We start from the raw sequence: 23,059 nt of genomic DNA, 5'->3' as shown, positions 1-23,059 counted from the left end.
GACCGTTTTCAGGATTCTCGATGAACGATACGCGGCCACTGGCCATCCTTTTGATGGGCCCGACGGCGGCCGGCAAGACCGATTCGGCCATCGCCTTGCGCGAGCGCCTGGGTGGCGAACTCATCAGTGTCGACTCGGCGATGATTTATCGCGGCATGGACATCGGTACCGCGAAACCTTCGGCGGAAGAGTTGGCGCGTGCGCCACATCGTCTGATCGACATTCGCGACCCTGCCGACACGTACTCCGCTGCTGAGTTCCGCGAAGACGCCCTGGCCGAGATGCGCGACATCTCGTCGCAGGGGCGTATCCCCATACTCGTGGGTGGCACCATGATGTATATCAAGCGTTTGATCGATGGCGTAGCGGAGTTGCCTGCCGGAGATTCCGCGCTGCGCGAAGAACTCGCTCTTAGAGCCCGGCGTGAGGGGCTCGAGGCATTGCATGAAGAGCTTTCACGGGTTGACCCGGTCGCCGCGAGGACTATCCATCCGCACAATCGGCAGCGCCTGATGCGAGCGCTTGAAGTGTATCGTCTCACTGGCCGGGCATTAGGTGAGCTTTGGGCCGAACAGCCACGTGAAACCTTTCCGTGGCGTCTCGTGTCCATAGCGCTGGCGCCTACCGAACGCCGGGTACTGCATGAACGTATCGCGCAGCGCTTCGACGGCATGTTGGCAGGAGGCTTCCGCGAGGAAGTCGCCGCTCTCAGGGCGCGTGGTGATTTGCATCGTGGGTTTCCTGCGATTCGCTGTGTCGGCTATCGTCAGATGTGGGAGCATTTGGATGGCGAGACCGATGAGGCCACGATGCGCGAGCGAGGCATGGCGGCGACGCGGCAGCTCGCCAAGCGTCAGTTGACCTGGCTGCGCAATTGGCAAGGCGTGCAGTGGGTCGATAGCGAGGCGAGCGATATGCACGAGCAGGTATTGAAAATCGTGCGCGGAAGCGGCACTTAGCGTAAGATGACCGGTCACGACAACGCCTGGCGAGAAGCGCCGCGAACGACGGTGGCGACGCGAATGGCGGCTGTGACCCTTCGAAAACGACCATAAACCACAGCGAGAAGTTAGGGAGAGCAAAATGTCCAAAGGACAGTCCCTTCAAGATCCGTACTTGAACATTCTGCGCAAGGAGCGCATTCCGGTCTCCATCTTTTTGGTGAACGGTATTAAATTGCAGGGACAGGTCGAGTCTTTCGATCAATTTGTCATCCTGCTGCGCAATACCGTCAGCCAGATGGTGTACAAGCACGCCATTTCCACTGTCGTGCCATCCCGCAACGTGCGTCTTCCCGTCCAGGATCCGAATGCCCCGGCGGAAGAAGACGTTTGATCGAGAGGCGCTGATTGTTTTTCGAACGTCCCGACGCCGGTGAAACGGCGGTTCTCGTCCATGTGGATTTCCACGACGAACAGGAACGTGAAGACCCGGGAGAATTCCTGGAGTTGGTGCGTTCCTCGGGTGTGACGCCGACGACCCTCATCGAGGGCAGTCGGCGTCGTCCCGACCCCAAGACATTTATCGGCAGCGGTAAGCTGGAGGAGATTCGCGAGATACGCGAACTTCACGGTGCCGAAGTCGTCATTTTCAATCATGCCTTGTCGCCTTCGCAGGAGCGCAATCTGGAGCGCGCCCTGAAAAGTCGTGTGCTGGATCGCACGGGTTTGATTCTGGATATATTCGCGCAACGCGCGCGTACGCACGAGGGCAAGCTTCAGGTCGAGCTGGCACAACTGGAGTACATGTCGACGCGCCTGGTGCGTGGCTGGACGCACCTAGAGCGCCAGAAAGGCGGGATCGGTTTGCGCGGTCCGGGGGAAACGCAGCTCGAGACCGACCGCCGTTTGTTAGGCGGGCGCATCAAGGCGATTCACAAGCGGTTGGAGAAGGTCCGCACACAGCGCGATCAGAATCGACGTGCGCGGGCGCGTGCCGAGATCCCCAGCGTTTCCCTGGTGGGCTACACCAACGCCGGTAAATCGACGCTGTTCAATGCCTTGACCCATTCAGACGTGTATGCCGCCGACCAGCTGTTCGCTACGCTCGATCCGACGCTGCGGCGTATCGATGTGGAGGATGTCGGGCCGGTCGTCATGGCTGATACCGTGGGCTTCATCCGTCATCTGCCACACAAGCTGGTGGAGGCGTTTCGCGCCACCTTGCAGGAAGCGTCCGAGGCCTCGTTGTTGGTGCATGTCATCGATGCAGCGGACCCGGATCGCGATTTCAACGTGGCGCAGGTCGATACGGTGCTCGAGGAAATCGGTGCCGCCGAGGTGCCGCGACTGTTGGTCATGAACAAGATCGATATATTGGACAGTGCCCCACGTCTTGAGCGTGACGGACACGGGCGTCCGCAGATCGTATGGCTATCGGCGCGTGATGCACGCGGTTTTGAATTGCTGCATCAAGCACTCGGCGAGCTGCTGGCTGAAGAGCTACTCGAAACGAGTTTGACGCTGGAGCCCGATCAGGGAAGATTGCGGGCATCGCTTTATGCGTTGAATGCCGTGCAGCAAGAACAATTTGACGAGCAGGGCCGAATCCTGCTGGATATCCGTCTGCCTAGACGCGATTTCTTTCAGTTGATGGCCCGTCTCGGCGAGAAGGCAGCACATTATTTGCCGCCGGGAGCCCTCGATCGCCCGGAGTGGGAGCGCCCCTGACAGTATCTGTCACTGGTGCCCCTGGCGAGATGCATCGCAATCAATGCAGTGGAGAAAACGTATGGCTTGGAACGAGCCTGGTGGTGGAAATCAGCAGGACCCGTGGAGCGGCGGCGGTCGCCGCGGCAGCGGTAGCGGTGGGGGCAATGGTGGCAACAACCAGGGCCCACCGGATCTCGACGAGGCGCTGAAGAAGTTTCAGGACAAGCTTAGTCGTTTGATGGGCAAGCGCGGCAAGCGTGGTAGCGATGGCAACGGCGGCGGATCGGGCGGCAAGGGGAATCCCTTCATACTGCCGGGTGTGCTAGTGATCATTGTATTGATCATCTGGGCCGGGTCCGGATTCTACGTGGTCGATCAATCTGAACGCGGCGTGGTGCTGCGCTTCGGCAAGTATCACGACACGGTAAGTCCTGGTCTGCATTGGAGCCCGACCTTCGTCGATCAAGTGACGAGGGTGAATGTGACCGAGGTGCGTTCGTTCCGTCAGAATGCTTCCATGCTGACGAGCGATACCAACATCGTGACGGTACGCCTCTCCGCCCAGTATCAAGTCGCCAATCCTCGCGATTATGTACTTAACGTGCGTGATCCTGAGCAGAGCCTGCGCAACGCGCTTGACTCCACGTTACGCCATGTCGTCGGTGCGAGTGGCATGCAGAATGTGCTGACCAGCACTACTGAGGTCAAAGAAGTCAAACAGATCGATGAAGGTGGCAAGGTGCCGGATATGCCGGAAACCGTGGAAGATCCCAGCGAATTGCCGGTGGTCACCATGACGCCGCCGGTCCCGGATTCGTTGCTCAGTGGCCGTGAGGAACTCGGTCCTGAGGTCGCCAAGCGGCTCCAGGAATCTCTGGATGCCTATGGGTTGGGGCTGCGTTTGCAGACCGTCAACCTGGAAAGCACTCAGGCGCCGGAAGAGGTTCAAGATGCCGTGGACGATGTGATTCGCTCACGCGAGGACCGCCAGCGCTCGATCAACGAGGCACGCGCCTACGAGAATGCCCTGCAGCCTCGCACCGAAGGGGAAGCGCAGCGCCTTATCGAGGAGGCCACAGGTTATCGCAATACCGTGGTGTCGGATGCCGAAGGTCAAACGAGCCGCTTCCTGGCCGTATTGGGCGAATACCAGCAGGCACCAGATGTGACTCGCCAACGTCTCTACCTGGATACGGTAAGCGAGGTGTTGGGTAACAACCGCAAGGCATTGATCGATGTTGGTTCTCAGAACAACTCGATGATCTATCTACCGCTCGATCAGCTAGGTAAACCTCGCGCCGGTGGTAGCGGTGTTGACTCACAAGATATACGTGAACTTGAGTCGGTCTCCCAGCAGGTTCAAAACGAACCACTTTCTGGTGGCGATAACGGTAGTGGTCAGCGCCAGTCGAGCGGAATTTCGCGGGAGGGTCGTTAATCATGGTCAACAATCGTGCCTTGGGTATCGTCGCACTGCTGGCCGTGGGGGCCTGGATCGCCAGTTCCAGCTTGTATGTGGTGACGGAGAAGCAGCGTGCCATCAAGTTACGCTTCGGCGAGGTGGTACAGACGGATATCGAACCTGGCTTGCACGTAAAGTGGCCGGTGCTCAACACCGTGCGCTTCTTCGATGCGCGCGTGCAGATGCTGGAAAGCACCGAAAGTCGCTTCCTGACAGCGCGTCGCAATGCCTTGATAGTCGACTCCTACGTCAAGTGGCAGGTCGTCGATCCCAGCCTGTTCTATCAGGCTACACGAGGCGAGGCGTCACGTGCCGAAGACCTCATTGCGCCGCGCGTCGATGAAAGCTTGCGTAATGCCTTCGGTAGTCGCGAAGTGGACAAGATCATCAGCGAAGAACGCAACGAGATGCTCGAGGAGCCCCAGCAACAGCTGGATGAACGACTGCGCGAAGAGGTCGGTGTCGCAATACTGGATATTCGTCTCAAGCGTGTCGAGCTGCCCCAAGAGGTTCAGCAGGCGGTTTTCCAGCGCATGCGCACCGAGCGTAATGCCGAGGCGCGTCAGTATCGCGCCCAGGGGCAGGAGCAGGCCGAGCGTATTCGCGCCCGGGCCGATCGTGAGCGTCAGGTGACGCTGGCGAATGCGCGTAAGAAGGCCGAGACGCTGCGTGGTGAAGGTGATGCCAAATCGGCGGAAATCTACGCCAGCGCTTATAAGCAGGATGAGGACTTCTTTAGTTTCTATCGTTCCCTGCAAGCGTATCGGAACAGCTTCGACAAGGGCGACGATATGCTGTTGTTGAGCCCGGATAGCGAGTTCTTCCGTTATTTCCGGTCGCCGAACGGCGAGGCAAGCAGTAACGACGAATAAGTCACGACCTGGTCTCCGGGGTACCGCGGTCCGGGGTACATCCGGAGGCCAAACGTGATAGACTCTTGACACCGGGCGCCGCCCGGTTTTTTTGTGGCCTGTCAGCGGATATGGATGCCTCTACGGCGATTCGCGACGGGCTCGGTATGCGACCGACATGACGTGTCAGCGTTCGTGTCGTCTCGCCCTCAGCCGACGATGCCAATACGCCACTCATTTCTGGCAGGACCGAAAAATGACCATCGCTGACCGCTGGCTGCTTCCCGACGGCATGGATGAAGTACTTCCGCCTCAGGCGACGCGCATGGAACAACTGCGTCGTGCGTTGCTCGATCTCTATGATCGCTGGGGATATGACTTGGTGATTCCTCCGACGGTCGAGTTTCTCGATTCGCTTTTGACCGGAACGGGGACCGATCTCGATCTGCAGACGTTCAAGCTGACCGACCAGCTCTCCGGACGGATGATGGGCGCCAGCGCAGATGTGACGCCACAGGTAGCGCGTATGGATGCGCATTCATTGAAGCGCAATGGGCCGGCGCGACTTTGCTATTGCACGACCGTGTTGCGTGCCAAGGCCGATCAACACCAGGGAGGGCGCAGCCCGACTCAGGTGGGGGTGGAGCTGTTCGGCCATGCGGGGTTGGACGCGGATATCGAGGTGTTGCGGCTGGCGCTCACGGGGCTGGAAGTCGCCGGGGCGGGCGAAACTCACCTGGCGCTCAGCCATATCGGCATCTATCGTGCCTTGGTGCACGCGGCGGCATTGAATGCGGAAAGCGAGTATGCGCTTTTCGAAGCCATCGAGCGCAAGGCCTTCAACGACGTCGATGCCCTGGTCGCGCGGGATGTGCGTGACCCCGCGTTAGCCGAGATGCTGCAAACGTTGCCGCGTCTATACGGGGGCCAGGAGATGCTTGACCAAGCCCGTGAGGTCTTTGCGGGCGCGCCTCCCGCAGTCACGGCGGCGCTGGATGAACTTCAGGCGTTGTGCCGGGCCGTCACGGCCAATCATCTACAGGCCGAGGTGTATATCGACCTGGCTGAGTTACGCGGGTATCAATATCACACGGGTATGGTATTTGCGGCGTATGTGCCGGGGTACGGTCAGGCTTTGGCCAAGGGAGGGCGCTATGATGATACTGGACGCGCCTTCGGTCGGGCGCGCCCGGCGACGGGATTTTCCATGGATCTCAAGCTGTTGGCCTCGCTGATCGAAAGCGGTCCGCGCGGTGACGCCATCTGGGCGCCTGCCGATGATCGTGCCGCGCTCACCCAGGCCATTGCGCATCTGCGCGCTTCCGGTGAACGCGTCATTCAAGCATTGCCAGGGCAGCGTGTGGGGCCTCGTGAACAGCGTTGTGATCGACAGCTAGTGGAAACCAACGGCGAATGGCGGGTCGAACCGCTCGCGTAAATCGGCGGATCCTTTGATCGAGAGACGAAAGCAATGGGCAAGAACGTAGTCGTACTGGGCACCCAGTGGGGTGACGAAGGCAAGGGCAAGGTCGTCGACCTGCTGACGGAATCCGCCGCCACGGTGGTCCGCTTTCAGGGAGGGCACAACGCCGGTCATACGCTTGTGATCGATGGCGAGAAAACCGTCCTGCACCTGATTCCCTCTGGGGTGCTGCGTGCCGATAAAACCTGCGTGATCGGCAATGGCGTGGTGCTCTCGCCGGAAGCACTGATGGAAGAAATTCGCGAGCTGGAAGCGAAAGACGTGCCCGTGCGTGAACGGCTTCGCTTATCCCCGGCCTGTCCTCTGATTCTGCCGTATCACGTGCGCCTCGATCAGGCGCGCGAAAAGGCGCGTGGCATTGCCAAGATAGGCACGACCGGTCGAGGGATCGGGCCGGCATACGAGGACAAGGTCGCGCGGCGTGGGCTGCGTCTCGGCGATATTCTGCATCGCGAGCGTTTCGCATCGAAGCTGGGCGAAGTGCTCGACTATCACAACTTTGTGTTGACGCAGTATCACAACGAGTCACCGGTGGACTTTCAGCAGGTACTTGACCAGGCAATGGAGATGGCCGAGGAACTTCGCCCGATGGTCTGCGATACCGTGTCGCTGGTACATCAGATGCGCAAGGCCGGCGATAATATCCTGTTCGAAGGGGCGCAGGGCTCGTTGCTGGATATCGACCATGGCACTTACCCGTACGTGACCAGCTCCAATACCACGGCAGGGGGTACGGCGACGGGTTCGGGCGTGGGTCCCCTATATCTCGATTACGTGCTAGGGATCACCAAGGCCTACACCACGCGTGTCGGGTCAGGGCCATTCCCTACCGAGATCTTCGATGAATTTGGTCGCCATTTGGCAGAGAAAGGTCATGAGTTCGGTGCCACGACGGGCCGTGCACGGCGCTGTGGCTGGTTCGATGCTGTGGCGCTACGCCACGCGGTGCAGATCAACTCGGTATCGGGATTGTGCCTGACCAAACTAGACGTGCTCGATGGCCTGGAAAACATTCGGGTTTGCGTGGGATATCGCAGCAAGGATGGCGCCACTATCGATAACCCCGTCGACTCCGAAGGCTATGAAGTCATCGAACCGCTTTATCAGGACCTGCCAGGGTGGAGCGCGTCGACGCTGGGGATCAAGAGCATCGAGGATCTGCCCAAGAACGCACGGGCCTATATCAGTTTTCTCGAGGAGCAGACGGGGGTGCCGATCGACATCATCTCCACGGGGCCTGATCGCAACGAGACCATCGTGCTGCGCAACCCGTTCTCTGACTAGACCCTGAGCGTTTGCCCGCTTCACTTGAGCGACGCCCGGTCGGCTGCAATGCCGATCGGGCGTTTTCATGACGATGCCCGGCTTGCAAGGGCGATGCTTTTGCTCCTCGACAATGAAAAGGCCCGCGCCATCACGGCGCGGGCCTTTTGTGTCATGCGTGTTGTCGTAGGGTCGTCTAGCCGGCAAACGCAGCGTAGATGGCGATGACGCACAGGACTAGCACCAAGCCCACGGGCCAAGCACCTTTCCAGGGAGTCAGGTCGACTTCGCCCGCATCCTGATGAACCCACTTGGTTTCGCGCGGGTAGACCTTGCCGATGATCAGCATGATGGCGATCAGCAGCACGAAGACGCCTGCTACGAAATGGTACTGACTAGTGACGTCGAGAATTTTGTTGAAGGGCGGTATGAAATATCCCGCTGCTATCAACAAGCAACCCGCGACCAAGCCTACCTTGGCGGCAATGGCGGGGACGCGCTTAGTGAGAAGCCCGACCAGGACCACGGCCAGGATGGGAATGAAGTAAATCGCGTTCATCGTCTGCAAGTAGCTGAACAAACTTTCCTGACCCGCGAGAAGCGGTGCGATGACCATGGCGGCAATGGCCATGATCCAGCCGAAGATCTTCCCCACTTTAACGACCTGGGCTTCATCGGCGTTCTTGTTGATGACGCCTTTATAGATGCCCAGGCTGAATAGTGTTGTGGTGCTATTCAGCGCCGAGTTGAACGACGACAGGATGGCGCCGACCATCACGGCAGCGAAGAAGCCGGTCAGGTAAGGGGGCAGGACGTCGAACACCAGGTGGCCGTAGGCTTCATCGGCCTTGACGCCCTGGTCGGCATACATGTGATACGCGATGATACCCGGGAGTACGAGGTACAGGGGGCCGAGAAGCTTGAAGAAACCGGTTAGCAGGACACCTTTCTGGCCTTCGGCAAGGCTCTTGGCGGCGAAGGTGCGCTGAATGATCTGCTGGTTGGTGGTCCAGTAGAACAGGTTGATCAGGAAGACACCGGTGAACAGCGTGGCGAAGGGTACGGCCTGATCCTCGCGCCCCATCGAATTGAACATCTCGGGATGCTGTTCGTTGAGGATATCCCAGCCGGCCAGGATGCCTCCGCCATCGCTGACCGCATTGAGAGCGAAAAACACGATCAAGAGGCCGCCGATGAGCAGCCCGACGCCATTGAGCGTATCGGACACGGCCACCGTCCGCAGCCCCCCGAAGAGCGCATACACGGCGCCGATCAGGCCTACGATCCATACGGTCGCCCACAGCAGAAAACTGCCCGATTCGATACCCGTCAGCCCTTGGAGATCGAGCATGCCTTGCAAGCCGATCGCGCCGGAGTACAGCACGATAGGGAGCAGAATGACCGCATAGGCGATCAGGAAGATGATGTTACAGATCAACTGCGTGCCGTGGTCGAAGCGGATCTCCAGTAATTGCGGGATGGTCGCGATCCCGCTACGCAGGAAGCGTGGCAGAAAGAAAAGCGCCAGCAGCACCAGAGCCACGACCGCAACGACCTCCCACGCCATGACACTCAGGCCATCGGTGAAGGCGGATCCATTGAGACCCACCATCTGCTCGGTGGAGAGATTGGTCATCAAAAGTGAGCCGGCGATCAGCGGAAAAGTCAGGCTACGACCGGCCAAGAAGTAGCCGCTGGTGCTACGCAGGTCGTCGCGGCGCGTGATCAACCAAGTGATCAGTGCGACGAGCCCCGTGAAGAAAAGAAACGAGATCAGCGTCAGGGCATGCATGGAATGGGCATCCTTGGACTTTCATGGATCATGGCCGTGGCGATTGAAGACTGGCGACTGCCCTTGGCATATCGTCAGGCTTCAAGCGTACGGGCGCGTCGATGACACTACATCGTGGTGACGAATTTTAGCCGGCAAACAGTAAACTACCATTCGCCATTTGTCTGACATTGCCCAAGTAATGTCTGTATAACACGGCTCATGAGTCGCCAGTATCCCGTCGACAAGCCCCGTCCAAGGACACGAAGATTGCGTCTTGCCACTGATATAGCGTGTACCAGCCACGTTCCAAGAGAGGCTCGAGAGTAGTGCAGTGGTCAGCGAAGGCGTCGCGCAGCGCCTGGTCGCCATTGAACGCGTAACGTTGGGGCAAGCCCAGGCGGTAGAGGTTTTGATAGCCCCACCAGTAGCCGTTGTCGAGATAACTTCCCACTAGTTCCTTGAGTATGGGGAACGCATGCACGGTATTGTCGGCGCTTTTACTGAGTGGGAGAGTGCCGAAGACGACGAGGGCACCTTCCGCCTCGAGTCGTCGCAGGTCGTCGACCAGCTGGCGCGACACGCTTTCCTCGAACGATTTCTGACTGCCCTGGGCATTGCCGTAGGCATAAGCGATCACCGTGGCACCTCCCAGCACGAGAACAAGCATTGAAACGCCTAAGCGGCGCCATCCGTAATATTCGCAAGTAGCCACTGCACAGAACAGTGAGCCGGCGCACAAGGCACCGAACCCGATGAAGGTGCGCGGACGCCAGAGAGGGTCTTCAAGCGCCGCCATGATGCCGAGTGCGCCAAGCGGTAGTAGCAGCAATATGATCAACATGAGCAAGAGCCGCCAGGGCCATGCAAGGGGGTGCTTGGCCTGTGACGGACGGAGGGCACCTAGGGTCAGGCCGGTCAGTGCGATCAGGGTCGTGGCCGATAGGCCCCACCAAGGTGCGCCAGCGAGTGTCCTGGCTGCATAGCGCCAGAATGTCAGGGTGTTGTCGACGATATGCATGGGCAATGCCGCGGGGGCGGCCATTTGGCTATGCGATAGGCTATAGCCGCCAGCCAGCCACCATCCCGAGATCAGCTTGTATCCCAGGAGCGTGACGGCGCCAGTGGCAAGCAAACCGACATGGCGTCGCCATTGCAGCGTGCCATGCGTAGCCAGGCTGAGCAGGGCATGAAACGCGAGTAGCACGAAGTAAACGCTCACTGCCGCCTGATAGAAGCATAGGCTGGCGAATAAGCCGATGGCTGACAGCATGACCCCCTTTCCCGCTGATGCTCGCATGCCGACGGCGAGAGCCAGTCCGGCGCAGCTGACGGCAAGTGCCATCGGCAAGGCATCGAACTGATAGGAAAGGTTCTGCAGGAAGAAGGGCTGCAATACCAACATCGACATCGCGAGCCAGGCGTGACCGTCGCTAAATTCTACAAAGGCCTGACGTAGCGCAACGAGCATGGTCGCGACGCCAGCCAATCCCAGCCATAAAGGAAGTGGGGCCAGCTCGACGACGCGAGAGCCTTGATTGAGTGCGAGCATGACGACGTCGGCAAGAGGGCGCGCATTCGAGGTCCAACCGGGCTCGCCATACATGCTGCGCCAGATATCGTCGAGATAGAGACGATCGGCCGCCACGATCGGGTAAGTGGCCAGCACAAGACCAATGAAAGTTCCCATCCATCGCCAGACATCGAGGCTCGGCGTGCGAGAGGGAGACGGAATTGACGGTATCGACATCAGGTACCCTTCGTGGTTTGGAGAAGACGTGGATGGGCGCAATGTGACGACAACGCTGCCGGTGGGCTCCCTTCATGCCCTGCGTGATGCTAAGCTCTTGTATCGGGAGCATGGAGGGCTTCTCGTCTCATCGATCTGCGTCGCCTCTGGAACTTTCATCTTCGTTGGGTGTATTGCATACGTTAGTGTGTCCAGCCGAAGAATGTGACGTAAAGGGGCGACTGGCCCCTGAAAAGCCGCAAGGGAGTAGTAATGTGAGTGTACCGAATCGACATTTTTTGACGGCAATTTTTCCGCGTCGTTGTAGTCGCCCGCTCGCGGGCATGCTGGGCGTATGGTTAGCCTTCGCGGCGCAGGCATGTATGGCCTTTGGCTTCGAGGATGTGGTCAAGAAAGCCGAACAACGTTCCGAGCAAGGGTATCAAGCACCCGGCACGAACTTGCCGGAATCGCTGAGCAATCTGGAGTACGCGGATTACGCCAAGATCCATACCAAAGATGGGCACGCGCTGTGGGAAGACGACGACTTACCCTTCAATCTCGCTTTCTTTCATAAAGGGATGCACTACGACACTTCGGTGAAGATACACACCGTGGTGGAAGGTGAAGTGGAAGACATTTCCTTCGATCCTGACGATTTCGCTTACGGTGACCTGGATATTCCCGAGGAAGATCTCGAGGGCCTCGGGTTTGCGGGATTCAAGGTGACCAATGCGCTCAATGACGCCGATCGGATGAATGAAGTCATGGCTTTTCAGGGGGCGAGTTATTTCCGCACCTTGGGGCGTGATCAGACTTATGGTGCTTCCGGTCGTGGTCTGGCGATTGACACGGCGTTACCCAGTGGTGAGGAATTCCCCGCATTTCGTGAGTTCTGGGTCGTCAAGCCAAGCAGCGATAGTCAGTATCTGACGGTGTTCGCACTGCTCGATTCGCCGAGCCTTGCCGGCGCTTATCGCTTCGTTCTCCGTCCCGGCGAAGACACCGTCGTCGATGTGACATCGCACCTCTTCATGCGTAACGCCGTGGAAAAACTGGGGGTCGCGCCTCTGACGAGCATGTACTTGTATGGTCCTGGCCAGCCCACGGATTCACTCAATTACCGGCCAGCGATTCATGATTCCAATGGCTTGTTGGTGCACGATGGCGGCGATGACGAGAAGTGGACCTGGCGCCCGCTTGCCAATCCTGACAAGTTGATGATCGACGAGCAGGATGTCGACTCTCTGAAGGGCTTCGGACTGCTGCAGCGCAGTCACGACTTTCACGATTATGAAGATCTCAAAGATCGTTACGATCGTCGTCCAAGCGTGTGGATCGAGCCTCAAGATGATTGGGGCAAGGGCCAGGTCGAATTGATCCAGATCCCCACGCCAGACGAGACCAACGACAATATCGTCACCTTGTGGAAGCCTGACGAAGCGCCGCAAGCGGGCGATGAACTCGACTTCAATTATCGCATGTACTGGACGACGCACGAAGCCAAGTTCCATAGCCCCGATTTATCCTGGGCTGGCCAGACGCGTCGCTCACAGGGCGAGGTACGCAAAGACAACTTGGTACGCGAGACCGATGGTTCGCTGGCGTTCATCGTCGATTTCAAGGGGCCGGGACTGGAATCGATCAAGGACGGTGCCAGCATGGAAGTCGATGCCTCCGTCGGAGATAACGGCGAACTGGTCGAAAGTCGTGTCGTTCCCAATGACGCCGAAGGTGGTTGGAGGATGTTCGTACGCGTCAAGCGTAGCGATGACAGTAAACCTCTGGATATTCGCGCTTACCTGAAAGATGGGGATGCGCGGCTTTCGGAAACCTGGTATTACCGGCTCCCCGCCAATGGTTGATCAACGAGTTGATACAGTGACCGGCGATTACCTCGAACGCCTGGCACAGGAAACGGACTCCCGAGGGGCGCGCCGCGAATTGCTCGCGAGTCGCCTCGATGATCAAGGCATGGAAGCCTTGCACTCGAGTCTCGGCGCGTGCGAGGTCTCGGAGGACGACCCGGCCGCGGCGTCGGTGGGCGCGCGCCTGTCGCTGGCGTATAGCGCCCGTCCGTTGGCGCCGCCCACCGTGCTCACGACTGACGCGCAAGGCATTACGCGGCTTTGCACTACGCCGCCGATCGTGCGTACACCCTTGGCGCCGGCGCCATGGGCGACCAATCCTTTCGTGCGTTATGCCCAGCGTACGCGCAACTGGATAGAGCGTGGCTTTCGCCGACGTCAAAAGGGTGGGGCGGACGCCATGCCGACTCCACGTTGGCAGAAAGTCGGCAGGCTGCGTCGCAAGATTCTGTTGCTCCTGGTGGTAGGGCAAAGCCTGGTGGCGGCGGAATACATGCGTTCGGTATTGCCCTATCAAGGCAAGCAAGCGCTCGAAGTCGCCATCCTGACGTTGTTCGTGCTGTTGTTTTGCTGGGTCTCGGCGGGATTCTGGACGGCCCTCATGGGGTTCTTCCAGCTTTTGCGCGGACGCGACCGCTACGCGATCGATGCGCGTGACGTACAGGAAGATGCGCCGATCGACGAAACGGCGCGTACGGCGCTGGTCGTGCCCATTTGCAATGAGGATGTGGCGCGCGTTTTTGCTGGCGTGCGGGCCACGCTCGAGTCGCTGCGCGATAGCGGCCAGGAGCGCCACTTCGACCTGTTTATTTTGAGCGATACCTTCGATCCCGAACTGGCGATCGCGGAGACGCACGCCTGGCTGGCATTATGTCGTGAGTTGGAGGCCTTCGACCGCGTCTTCTATCGACGCCGACAGCGTCGAATGAAGCGTAAAAGCGGCAATATCGATGACTTTTGCCGTCGTTGGGGCGCCAATTATCGCTATATGGTGGTGCTGGATGCCGACAGCGTCATGAGCGGCGCTTGCTTGACGCGTTTGGTGCGGTTGATGGAAGCGCATCCCAAGGCTGGGATTATCCAGTCCGCGCCGCGCGCCTCTGGCCGCTTGAACCTTTATGCACGCATGCAGCAGTTCGCGACGCGTGTCTATGGACCTCTCTTCACGGCGGGGCTGCATTTCTGGCAGTTAGGCGAATCGCATTACTGGGGGCATAACGCGATCATTCGCCTGGCCCCCTTCATGCGTCACTGCATGCTGGCACCGCTGCCTGGGAAAGGTTCGCTTTCCGGGGAAATTCTGTCTCACGATTTCGTCGAAGCGGCATTGATGCGCCGGGCGGGATGGGGCGTGTGGATCGCCTACAACCTGGATGGCAGTTACGAAGAGATGCCCCCCAACCTCCTCGACGAACTCAATCGCGATCGTCGCTGGTGTCATGGCAACTTGATGAACTTTCGCCTGTTTCTGGCCAAGGGCATCCATCCCGTGCATCGCGCGGTCTTCCTGACTGGAGTGATGTCGTACATATCGGCGCCGTTGTGGTGCTTGTTCCTGATCTTGTCGACCGCTTTGCTGGCGGTACATACGTTGAGTACGCCGCAGTATTTCCCCGAGCCCGGCATGATGTTTCCTGTCTGGCCGCAGTGGAATCCGACCATGGCGGTGGGACTGTTCGCGGCGACGGCCACGCTTTTGTTCTTGCCCAAGGTGCTCAGCGTGATATTGGTCATCGCGCAAGGGTCCAAGGAGTTCGGCGGCGGCTTGCGGCTATTTGTGGGCATGGTCTTGGAATCGCTGTTCTCCATGCTGATGGCGCCGGTACGAATGCTCTTCCATACTCGCTTCGTACTGACAGCGCTTCTAGGACGCGCCATACAGTGGCGCTCTCCGTCGCGTGACAACAGCGATACGCCGTGGGGCGATGCCGTGCGTCACCACGGCTTTCAGACGCTTATCGGAGCGGTGTGGGCCGCGGGCGTGTATTACATGGAGCCGACCTTTCTCTGGTGGCTGGCGCCGATCGTGGGCGCCTTGATGGTGTCGATCCCGGTTTCGGTGTTTTCCAGCCGTGTGTCGCTGGGGCGCTGGTGTCAGCATGCGCGCTTGTTTCGTATTCCCGAAGAGACGCATCCCCCGCGTGTGTTGCGGCGCATGGTGCGTCATCTGAAACGTATGCGTGCCCAGCAGGCGGCAGCACCGACATTCGTGCAAGTGGTCGTCGATCCTATGGCCAATGCGCTAGGGTGTGCGTTGGCCACGAGCCGACATGGCATATCGGCGCTTCTGAGACAGCGTCGCGAGGAACGGGTCAGGGCGGTCGTCACCGAGAACCCCATTAAGGTGGAGCCTTCGGCCAAGCTGAACTTTCTCGATGACCCCGTGTTGCTGTCGATGCTGCATTACTGGGTATGGACATCGCCCGACGCACACCCGGACTGGCGCGAACTCGGTACGCCGATGCCTGTCTCATGGCGTGTACCGGGATGAGGCGATGGGCTATGACGTCATCGCCGCTGGCCTAGCTGCTATGCTGGAGATGAGGTCTGTGAGTGACCTTTCGTTTAGCGTCGCATTCAAGGAAAGAAGGAGATGAAGGAATGAGCATCATTTTGTGGTTGATCATCGGGGGCTTGGCCGGCTGGATTGCCGGCAAGATCATGCGCGGTGGCGGCTTCGGTATCCTCGGCAACATCGGTGTCGGCATCGTGGGCGCGGTTATTGGCGGCTTTCTCTTCAGTCTACTGGGACTTGCGCAGACCAATATCATCGGCTCGTTGATCATGGCCGTGATTGGTGCCGTGCTGTTGCTGTGGATCGTAGCCAAGATCCGGAAGTCGTAGCGCGTCGTGGGTTACCGATGCCCTGAAGAGTGTCCGTTGAATATGGAAAACGAATGATTCCTTGCCCCGGCCCCTTTGAGAGGTCGGGGTTTTTCGTGGATGCCGTGTCCTCGGAACTGCTGTGAGATTCGTGCTTATGGACAAGACACAACAGCCAGGCCAGAAGGAACGCTTTATAGGTCTGGAGTGGTTACGCTTCACGCTCGGACTTTATATCGTTATCTTCCACACTCTGCACACCTACCCGTCGATCAGCGACTGGTCGCATTACGTGACAGATATCGGTTTTTTCTCGACCAGTACGTTCTTCGTGCTGTCGGGCTTCTTGCTGACCCACGTGTACCTCGATGAGCGTCGCCAACTACGTGAGCCGGCACGTAGCTTCTGGATCAAACGCTTCTCGAACTTGTATCCGATTCATATCGGGTCGCTGGTGTTGGCGGTTGGCATGTCCGCTTTAATAGGGTATTTGGCGATATCACCTGAAGACGCTGGGATGTCGCCTCGTTTCGTCATTTACGATGTCAATAATGATCTGGGACAAGCGACGCCGGGTGCCCTGGAGCATTTCATGGGCAACGCAGAGCTTGCGCTCAACCTGGTGCTCAATGCCGGGCTACTGCATGCATGGAATCCGTATTACCTGACCTTCAATCCGCCGTCCTGGTCGATTTCGGCGTTGATGGGCTTTTATCTGTTCTTCCCGTGGATAGCGCCGCGCCTATTTCGTATCCGTCGCGTGGGTCGGGCCCTAGCGTTGAACAATTTGCTGTACCTGATCCCCCCCTTGTTGGTCATCGCCATGACCGATTTCGGTATGCCTGAAACGGGGATCCTGCACCGCAATCCATTGATTCGCTTGCCTGAGTTCGTGGCGGGAATACTGTTGTGTGTGTGGTATACCCGCTATCGCGCCTCAGGCGGCTGGCTGAATGTCAGGCAGCGTCTGATGCTGATGGTATTCGTGGCGGGCTGTGTGGTGGTGGCGGTCTGGTTGTTGGGTCAGGGCCATGCCTGGTACTACCTGCTGCATAATGGCCTATTATTGCCCGCGCAGTTGGCATTGATTCTACTCGCTACACAATGGCGCACGCCCGAGAGCCGCCGTGTCCGTCGCTTGGCGAGTCGGCTGGGCGGCGCGTCGCTGCCGATGTTTGCACTGCATGTTCCGTTGTTCGTGATCTTCACCCGAATCGAGCGCGTGCTCGCGGGCGATCCAGCCCTGTGTACGAGCGGATTTCGCGCTTGTTTCGATGCCGCCGGTGACAGCTCGCTGGCGTTCTATCCGTTGTTTCTCTTGCTGACGGTGTTGTTCTGCGTAATGTTTCAAGAACAGTTCGTGCTGCGGGTGCGTAATGCCATGCAGCGTTGGCTGCTGCCGAGGGCAGGGTCGCCGCCGTCGCATACCGAGAAGGTGGCGCGCTGACGTCAGCTGCCGTCTGGTATGAACGACAAGAGGGGCGCCATGTAGATGGCGCCCCTCTTGTGTCATGCGATCACGCTCGCGCGTTTACGCGTGGCTCAATTCCTTGAGGCAGGCCTCGATGATATCCAGACCTTCCTGGAGGATATCGTCTTCGATGGTCACCGGCATCAAGAAACGGATGGTATTGCCATAGAGCCCGCAGGAAAGTAGGACCAATCCCTTCTCGCGCGCTTTTTTGCACAGCGCCCCGGTCAGTTCAGCATCCGGCGTGTGCTTGGTCTTGTCGGCGACCACGTCGAAGGCGGCCATGGCGCCCAGATGACGGACATTGTCGACGCAGGCGAAGTCTTGCTGCCATTTTGCGAAGCGCTCACCCAGCTTGTCGCCCAGTGCTTGGCTTTTCTCGAGGATCTTCTCTTCTTCGAAGACTTCCAGTACCGCAAGGGTAGCGGCGCAGGAGACCGGACTGCCGGTGTAGGTCCCGCCCAGCGAATTACCACCTGAGGCGTCCATGACCTTGTCGGTGCCGACCACGGCGGAGATCGGCATGCCGTCGGCCATGCTCTTGGCCATGGTGATGATGTCGGGCTCAACGCCGCTGTGCTCGATGGCGAACAGCTTGCCGGTGCGCCCGAAGCCGGACTGGACTTCGTCGACGATCAGCAAAATGCCGTGCTCGTCGCAGATCTCGCGGACTGCCTCGAGGAAACTGGTCGACGCCGCGTAGAAGCCACCTTCGCCGAGTACCGGCTCAAGCACGATGGCGGCAGTGTCGCGGGGGTTGGCGTCGGTCTTGAGCGTCATCTTCAGGCCGTTTAGCGCGTCTTCCTCGCTGACCCCGTGATAGGGCACTGGGTAGGGCGCACGGAAGACGTTACCCGGCATGCTGCCGAAGTCGGTGGCATAGGGCGCGACCTTGCCATTCATGGCCATGGTCATGAACGTCCGGCCATGATAACCGCCGGTGAAGCAGATGACGTTGTCGCGCCCCGTTGCCGCGCGGGCCACCTTGACGGCGTTCTCAAGTGCCTCGGCACCGGAGTTGGCGAGCATCACCTTGCCGTGGCCGCGTACCGGAGTGAGCTGGCTGAGTTTTTCGGCGACCTTCACGTAGCCCTCATAGGGCATCACCGTCTGGCAGGTGTGCATCACCTTGTCGAGCTGGTCCTTGACTGCCTGCACCACCTTGGGATGGCGGTGGCCGACGTTGAGCACGCCGATACCGCCGGCGAAATCGATGATGCGATTGCCATCGGCGTCCCAGATCAGGGCGTTTTCGGCACGCTCGGCAAACTGGGTCGCCGGGCTCGCGGCGCCGCTGGCGACGTAACGTGTCTTGAGTTCATTGAGCTGTGCGTTGTTCATGCTTGCCTCCTTGTTAAAGTCCGCCCATGCAGACGTATTTTAGCTCGGTGTATTCCTCGAGGCCGTGGTGGGAACCTTCGCGTCCCAATCCGGACTCCTTGATGCCGCCGAAGGGCGCTAGTTCGGTCGATAGGAGCCCTTCGTTGATGGCGACCATGCCGTATTCGAGGCCCTCCATCACTTGCCATATACGTCGATAGTCGCGCGCATAGACATAGGCGGCAAGGCCGAATTCGGTGGCGTTGGCCATGGCGATGGCTTGTGCCTCGTCGGTGAAACGAAATACCGGCGCCACGGGACCGAATGTCTCTTCGCGGGCGACATGCATGTCTGCGGTGACGTCGGCGAGCAGGGTCGGTTGGAAGAAGGTGCCGCCCAACGCGTGCGGTTCGCCACCACACACCAAGCGTGCGCCCTTGGACCGGGCATCGGCAATGTGTGCCTGCACCTTGTCGATGGCCGCGGCGTTGATCAAGGGGCCTTGGGTCACGTCGTCATCGAGACCGTTACCGACCTTGAGTTCCGCGATGCGCTCGGCGAACCTAGCGATGAAGGCGTCGTAGATGCCGTCTTGTACCAGAAAGCGATTGGTGCACACGCAGGTCTGACCGGAGTTGCGAAACTTGGAGGCGATGGCGCCCTCCACAGCGGCATCCAGATCGGCGTCGTCGAAAACCACGAAGGGCGCATTTCCGCCTAGTTCCAGAGACGCTTTCTTGACGGTCTCCGCACACTGCGCCAACAAGCGTTTGCCGACCGGTGTCGAGCCGGTGAACGAAACCTTGCGTACCCTTGGGTCGGTGGTCAGTACGTGACCAATCTCGGCGGGCTTCTCGGCAGTGAGCACGTTGATAACGCCTGGGGGTAGCCCGGCATCATCGGCGAGCTTAGCCAACGCCAGGGCAGTCAGCGGTGTGGCTTCTGCGGGCTTGATCACCACTGGGCAGCCGGCCGCCAAGGCCGGGGCGCATTTGCGGGTGATCATCGCCAGTGGGAAGTTCCAGGGCGTAATCGCGGCAACCACGCCGATCGGCTCGCGCATGACAAGAATACGCTTATCGGCGCCGTGGCCGGGTAAGGTCTCGCCAGCGATGCGCTTGGCTTCCTCGGCATAGTATTCGATGAAGCTCGCCCCATAGGCGACCTCGCCCCGCGATTCGGTGAGTGGCTTACCCTGTTCCAAGGTCATGAGTTGCGCCAGTGCCTCGCGATGGGTCATGACACGCTCGAACCAGGCGCGCAACAAGGAGGCGCGCTCCTTGGCAGGGCGTCGACGCCATTGCGGCCATGCGGCTTCGGCGGCGGCGATGGCGTCGTGTGCCTCGTCCGCGCCCAGATCGGGAACCTGCGCTAGGCATTCGCCCGTGGCAGGGTCGGTGACCGCGAAACGGTGCTCGCTATCGCGCCATTCGCCGCCGATGTAGGCGCGGTCGATTAAGATGTTGGGTGTTGGTTGACTCATGGAAGCCTCCGGATGAAGCGTGGTTCATCGCCTATTATTTGACGGTGTGTGCATTATTTAAAACACTTGATCAGGGTGGCGTCCAGCGATTTTTCGCATCTCGCACGGGCAGGTTATCGTGCCTTGTGTATCGGCGACACCAGCCTCTTTCCGGTACACTATGGCGCCGTTGTATGAATGCCGAGTCTATGAGTGAGGTGCGTCTTGATCGATCCTCTTAACGCCTGGTGGGCGCAGCAATTGGTGCTGTGCGGCTGGGCGTTTGATCCCGAACCGTTGAGTGTGCCGCCCGAGACGGCGCAGGCACGCCTAGCGTTGTTGGACGTGCGCGAACGGGGAGAGCTCGGCTGGCGCTTGGCCGAAGCGTGCATGCCAGGGCAGGGCGAGGCCTTGCGCCAGCTACAAGCACTTGAGCTGCTGGCATTGTCGGGTGCTGCCGGCTGGCTGGACGCTCCGCGAGCCCACGCTTGGGCGGAGTGGATTGCCGCCGATATCCAGGCGCATCATGCTTCTCTGGACGCATGGCTGACGGTATTGCGTCACGAGCGGGGACAAATCGATTGGACACAAGACGATGACGGTTTTCTCGAGGCATGCGACGCATTGTCGCAACTTGAGCGCGAAGCGGCTGGCGTTACCTGGGAGGCGCTTGCCGAGTGGCTGTCCGATCGACCTTGCCAACTGCCGTGGCCGGTCACTCAGAATAGTGGCGTATGGCGTCTGCGCGCCATTTTTGCCCCTGTGCTGACCGCGACGTGTGACGCGCGCTTGGACTGGCCTGAGGTAAAATGCTGGTTGGCCGATGTCTGGCGCATCGACGGACGCGATGAATTGATTCGCATGCTGCTGTGGCTGAGCGGGCAAGGGCATCGTTACACATGGGATCTCGATGCCGCGCGTTTGACTTCACAAGGTGAGAGTGCTCGACGTCAGTGGTGGGCATCGCTCGGTGAGGCGAGTGACTACGGCCATATGATGCTGACATTTCTCGACAGCGGAGAGCCTCTGGAATGGGCGGCGTGGGATTGGCTGCGGCTGGCGGATCTAGCCTATGCGGGTTGGAACGCGGGCTGGCTCGATGCGCAGGAAGCCGAGGCTTTCGCCACACACGCGGGCGACCTGCTGATGCGCCGGTATCGCGGCTGGACGGCCGTCGCCAAGGCGTACCAGCGTGGTCGTAGTCTTTTCGAAGGGGCTGATCGGCGTGCGGATTTCGCGCGTGACTGGGACGTCTTGTTGCGTTCACGGTCGAGTCCTTGGCAGATGACGCTCGAGGCACTGCTGGACGACGCCCAGCGAGAGGCAGCGCGGCAGGCGATACGCGACTGGCGCGCGCCGGCGTGGCACTGGGTCCTGGCGTTGGCGGCGATGCGTGAACCTGATCTGTTGTACCGACAGGGCATTGACCGCACCCCAGATTCACAGCAGCGAGACGAAGCGCGTCGCTATCTTCGTGACACCTTGGGTCTCGAGCCTTCCATGGGGACGGCCGGCCTGGCCAGCTTATGGTTGCCCGGGCAGGTGCATCATCTCAATCAACTGGCCGCCGATGCCGCTCACGGTGCATTGCCCGCGGCGAAAACGCCCTTTGGAAACGCCATGCCGGAGGCCGTGCGGTTACGCAACGGCCTCAAGCACTGTACGCGCCATGCGGCGACGATCTTCATGGCGGAGAAATACGCCTTCTACCTGATGATGTGTGCCGACAGCGGTGATTACGACCGGCGCGAGCTCGAGACGCTGGCGGAGTCGCTGCGCGGCGTTCTGAGCCGCTTTTATAGTGGCCCCAAGGCGCTGATCGAGGCGTGGGCGGCATGGGAAGCGGCGTTGCCCGAGGCGGATGAGCCATCCCTGGTGGCAGAAATACGTTGGCACCGCGATGACCCTGGAAGTCCCTTCCATTGGCTCGACTGGCGACATGGTACCTGGCTTGAACCCGGCGAGCGTTTGTCGTTGCCACGCTTTACGGCCCTGGCGTTGGTCGGGCCTCTCAATGCCCCTGTCTGGAGTGCTCCGGGCCCTGAAGTTGGCAGCGAGCGTGAAGAGCTTCGTGAATGGCTTGATAGTCATTATGGGTTGTTGTCGGCGGAGGCGCTCAAGGAGTTCCTGGATTTCTTGATCGAAGCAGGCGACCGTCAGGAATATCAGATCAACTATGCGCCTTATACGCTCAATTCCGCGCGCTTGCGTGAGGAAGTCGCGATCATCGAGTCTGGCGAGTGCAGTGAGGATGATCGCAATCATCTACTGCGCCTGCGGCGCGTCGAGAATAACGCCTCGGGGTGCAACGAGTATGATATGGCCGCCTGGGATGTGGCGCAGGCCGTCGATCTCGCCATTGCCGGGCGACAGATGGATTGGCTGTCGGCAGTGGAGTTCGACACCTTGGTGGAGCGCGCCGCTCATTTGGCGCAATCGCACTATGCGAGTTGGTACGATTATGCCCGGGGGCTTTATGCGGGATTCTCCTTCTTCATGGGCGAGACCGATGAGCGCGAGGCGTTCCTGCAGGGATTCGGCGAGGCGCTGACCGCTTGGTTGACGGCCGCGCCACCGTTGTCCGGTGGCTGGGCGAGTCTCGATTTTCCGGGTGCCCCCGCACGTCACTGGGCGCCTCTGCATATCGATACATTGCCGGGCGATGCGCGGACGCTGCACTGACCGGATGGGGCGCCGGGATGAAACATTTCGTATCCCGCTTTCGAGAGCTCTCGTCAAAAGGCGGGAGTTTCTCTATCATCATCTCGGCCTTGATGCTCTCCAGCGGGCACATGGCATGTTAACGAGTCGAGTCTAGGCCGCTTTGGCGGTGGCACCTGCGATGTGCGCCACCACCACAGCGACCCCCTCGCCAGGTAATGCCTAGTAAGGCAGGGCGCCGTAT

16 protein-coding genes are annotated in these 23,059 nt (G+C 59.6%); 12 read left to right on the top strand and 4 right to left on the bottom strand.

Annotated features, from left to right (window positions below; genetic code table 11):
* Nucleotides 1-20: 20 nt before the first annotated feature.
* The 7 genes from miaA to L1075_RS01570 all read left to right on the top strand — a co-directional run bounded on the left by miaA (nucleotide 21) and on the right by L1075_RS01570 (nucleotide 7,731).
* Entirely contained in the window at nucleotides 21-959 is a 939-nt protein-coding gene (gene miaA, locus L1075_RS01600; RefSeq protein WP_246939418.1) for a tRNA (adenosine(37)-N6)-dimethylallyltransferase MiaA, read from the top strand.
* A 124-nt stretch (nucleotides 960-1,083) separates the two neighbouring features.
* Nucleotides 1,084-1,335, top strand: a complete 252-nt coding sequence (gene hfq / locus L1075_RS01595) for an RNA chaperone Hfq (protein ID WP_040243993.1) — start codon at nucleotides 1,084-1,086, stop codon at nucleotides 1,333-1,335.
* A gap of 14 nt (nucleotides 1,336-1,349) precedes the next feature.
* The gene (gene hflX, locus L1075_RS01590) at nucleotides 1,350-2,669 is read left to right on the top strand and encodes a ribosome rescue GTPase HflX (protein ID WP_246939415.1); all 1,320 of its coding nucleotides are present in this window, start codon (nucleotides 1,350-1,352) and stop codon (nucleotides 2,667-2,669) included.
* A 61-nt stretch (nucleotides 2,670-2,730) separates the two neighbouring features.
* Complete coding sequence (hflK, locus tag L1075_RS01585; RefSeq protein WP_246939412.1) at nucleotides 2,731-4,089, top strand: FtsH protease activity modulator HflK; 1,359 nt, start codon at nucleotides 2,731-2,733, stop codon at nucleotides 4,087-4,089.
* 2 nt (nucleotides 4,090-4,091) lie between these two features.
* The gene (hflC, locus tag L1075_RS01580; protein ID WP_246939410.1) at nucleotides 4,092-4,985 is read left to right on the top strand and encodes a protease modulator HflC; all 894 of its coding nucleotides are present in this window, start codon (nucleotides 4,092-4,094) and stop codon (nucleotides 4,983-4,985) included.
* A 235-nt stretch (nucleotides 4,986-5,220) separates the two neighbouring features.
* Nucleotides 5,221-6,402 carry an ATP phosphoribosyltransferase regulatory subunit gene (locus tag L1075_RS01575; RefSeq protein ID WP_040243987.1) on the top strand — a complete coding sequence of 394 codons (1,182 nt, stop codon included), beginning with the start codon at nucleotides 5,221-5,223 and terminating at the stop codon, nucleotides 6,400-6,402.
* 33 nt (nucleotides 6,403-6,435) lie between these two features.
* On the top strand, nucleotides 6,436-7,731 hold the full coding sequence (locus L1075_RS01570) for an adenylosuccinate synthase (protein WP_246939408.1): 1,296 nt from the start codon (nucleotides 6,436-6,438) through the stop codon (nucleotides 7,729-7,731).
* 175 nt (nucleotides 7,732-7,906) lie between these two features.
* On the opposite strand, the gene L1075_RS01565 is transcribed toward L1075_RS01570, so the two are convergent.
* Entirely contained in the window at nucleotides 7,907-9,502 is a 1,596-nt protein-coding gene (locus L1075_RS01565; protein WP_246939406.1) for a solute:sodium symporter family transporter, read from the bottom strand.
* Between the two features lie 199 nt (nucleotides 9,503-9,701).
* A complete protein-coding gene (locus L1075_RS01560; RefSeq protein ID WP_246939404.1) occupies nucleotides 9,702-11,231 on the bottom strand; it encodes a glucosyltransferase domain-containing protein in 1,530 nt (509 codons plus the stop codon).
* Between the two features lie 254 nt (nucleotides 11,232-11,485).
* Between L1075_RS01560 and L1075_RS01555 the strand changes: the two genes are divergently transcribed.
* From L1075_RS01555 to L1075_RS01540, 4 genes are all read left to right on the top strand, one after another.
* Nucleotides 11,486-13,075, top strand: coding sequence for a glucan biosynthesis protein G (locus L1075_RS01555; RefSeq protein WP_245798001.1), 1,590 nt, complete (start codon nucleotides 11,486-11,488; stop codon nucleotides 13,073-13,075).
* Between the two features lie 16 nt (nucleotides 13,076-13,091).
* Nucleotides 13,092-15,569, top strand: a complete 2,478-nt coding sequence (gene mdoH, locus L1075_RS01550; protein WP_246939402.1) for a glucans biosynthesis glucosyltransferase MdoH — start codon at nucleotides 13,092-13,094, stop codon at nucleotides 15,567-15,569.
* A gap of 110 nt (nucleotides 15,570-15,679) precedes the next feature.
* Complete coding sequence (locus L1075_RS01545; protein ID WP_246939400.1) at nucleotides 15,680-15,922, top strand: GlsB/YeaQ/YmgE family stress response membrane protein; 243 nt, start codon at nucleotides 15,680-15,682, stop codon at nucleotides 15,920-15,922.
* 136 nt (nucleotides 15,923-16,058) lie between these two features.
* A complete protein-coding gene (locus tag L1075_RS01540) occupies nucleotides 16,059-17,348 on the top strand; it encodes an acyltransferase family protein (protein WP_075367819.1) in 1,290 nt (429 codons plus the stop codon).
* Nucleotides 17,349-17,432: 84 nt separating this feature from the next.
* Here the strand turns inward: L1075_RS01540 and gabT are convergent, their stop codons facing one another.
* A complete protein-coding gene (gene gabT / locus L1075_RS01535) occupies nucleotides 17,433-18,713 on the bottom strand; it encodes a 4-aminobutyrate--2-oxoglutarate transaminase (protein WP_075367820.1) in 1,281 nt (426 codons plus the stop codon).
* A gap of 13 nt (nucleotides 18,714-18,726) precedes the next feature.
* Nucleotides 18,727-20,175, bottom strand: coding sequence for an NAD-dependent succinate-semialdehyde dehydrogenase (locus tag L1075_RS01530; RefSeq protein ID WP_246939398.1), 1,449 nt, complete (start codon nucleotides 20,173-20,175; stop codon nucleotides 18,727-18,729).
* Nucleotides 20,176-20,379: 204 nt separating this feature from the next.
* Here L1075_RS01530 and L1075_RS01525 point away from each other — a divergent pair, with 204 nt between their 5' ends.
* Nucleotides 20,380-22,836, top strand: a complete 2,457-nt coding sequence (locus L1075_RS01525) for a DUF1266 domain-containing protein (RefSeq protein ID WP_040243971.1) — start codon at nucleotides 20,380-20,382, stop codon at nucleotides 22,834-22,836.
* The last annotated feature ends 223 nt before the right edge of the window (nucleotides 22,837-23,059 follow it).

Origin of the sequence: Chromohalobacter beijerinckii (assembly GCF_023061185.1) — a bacterium.
GTDB classification, from domain to species: Bacteria; Pseudomonadota; Gammaproteobacteria; order Pseudomonadales; family Halomonadaceae; genus Chromohalobacter; species Chromohalobacter beijerinckii.
The sequence above is the reverse complement of the archived record's forward strand: the minus strand, read 5'-3'. Positions and strand labels throughout refer to the sequence as shown.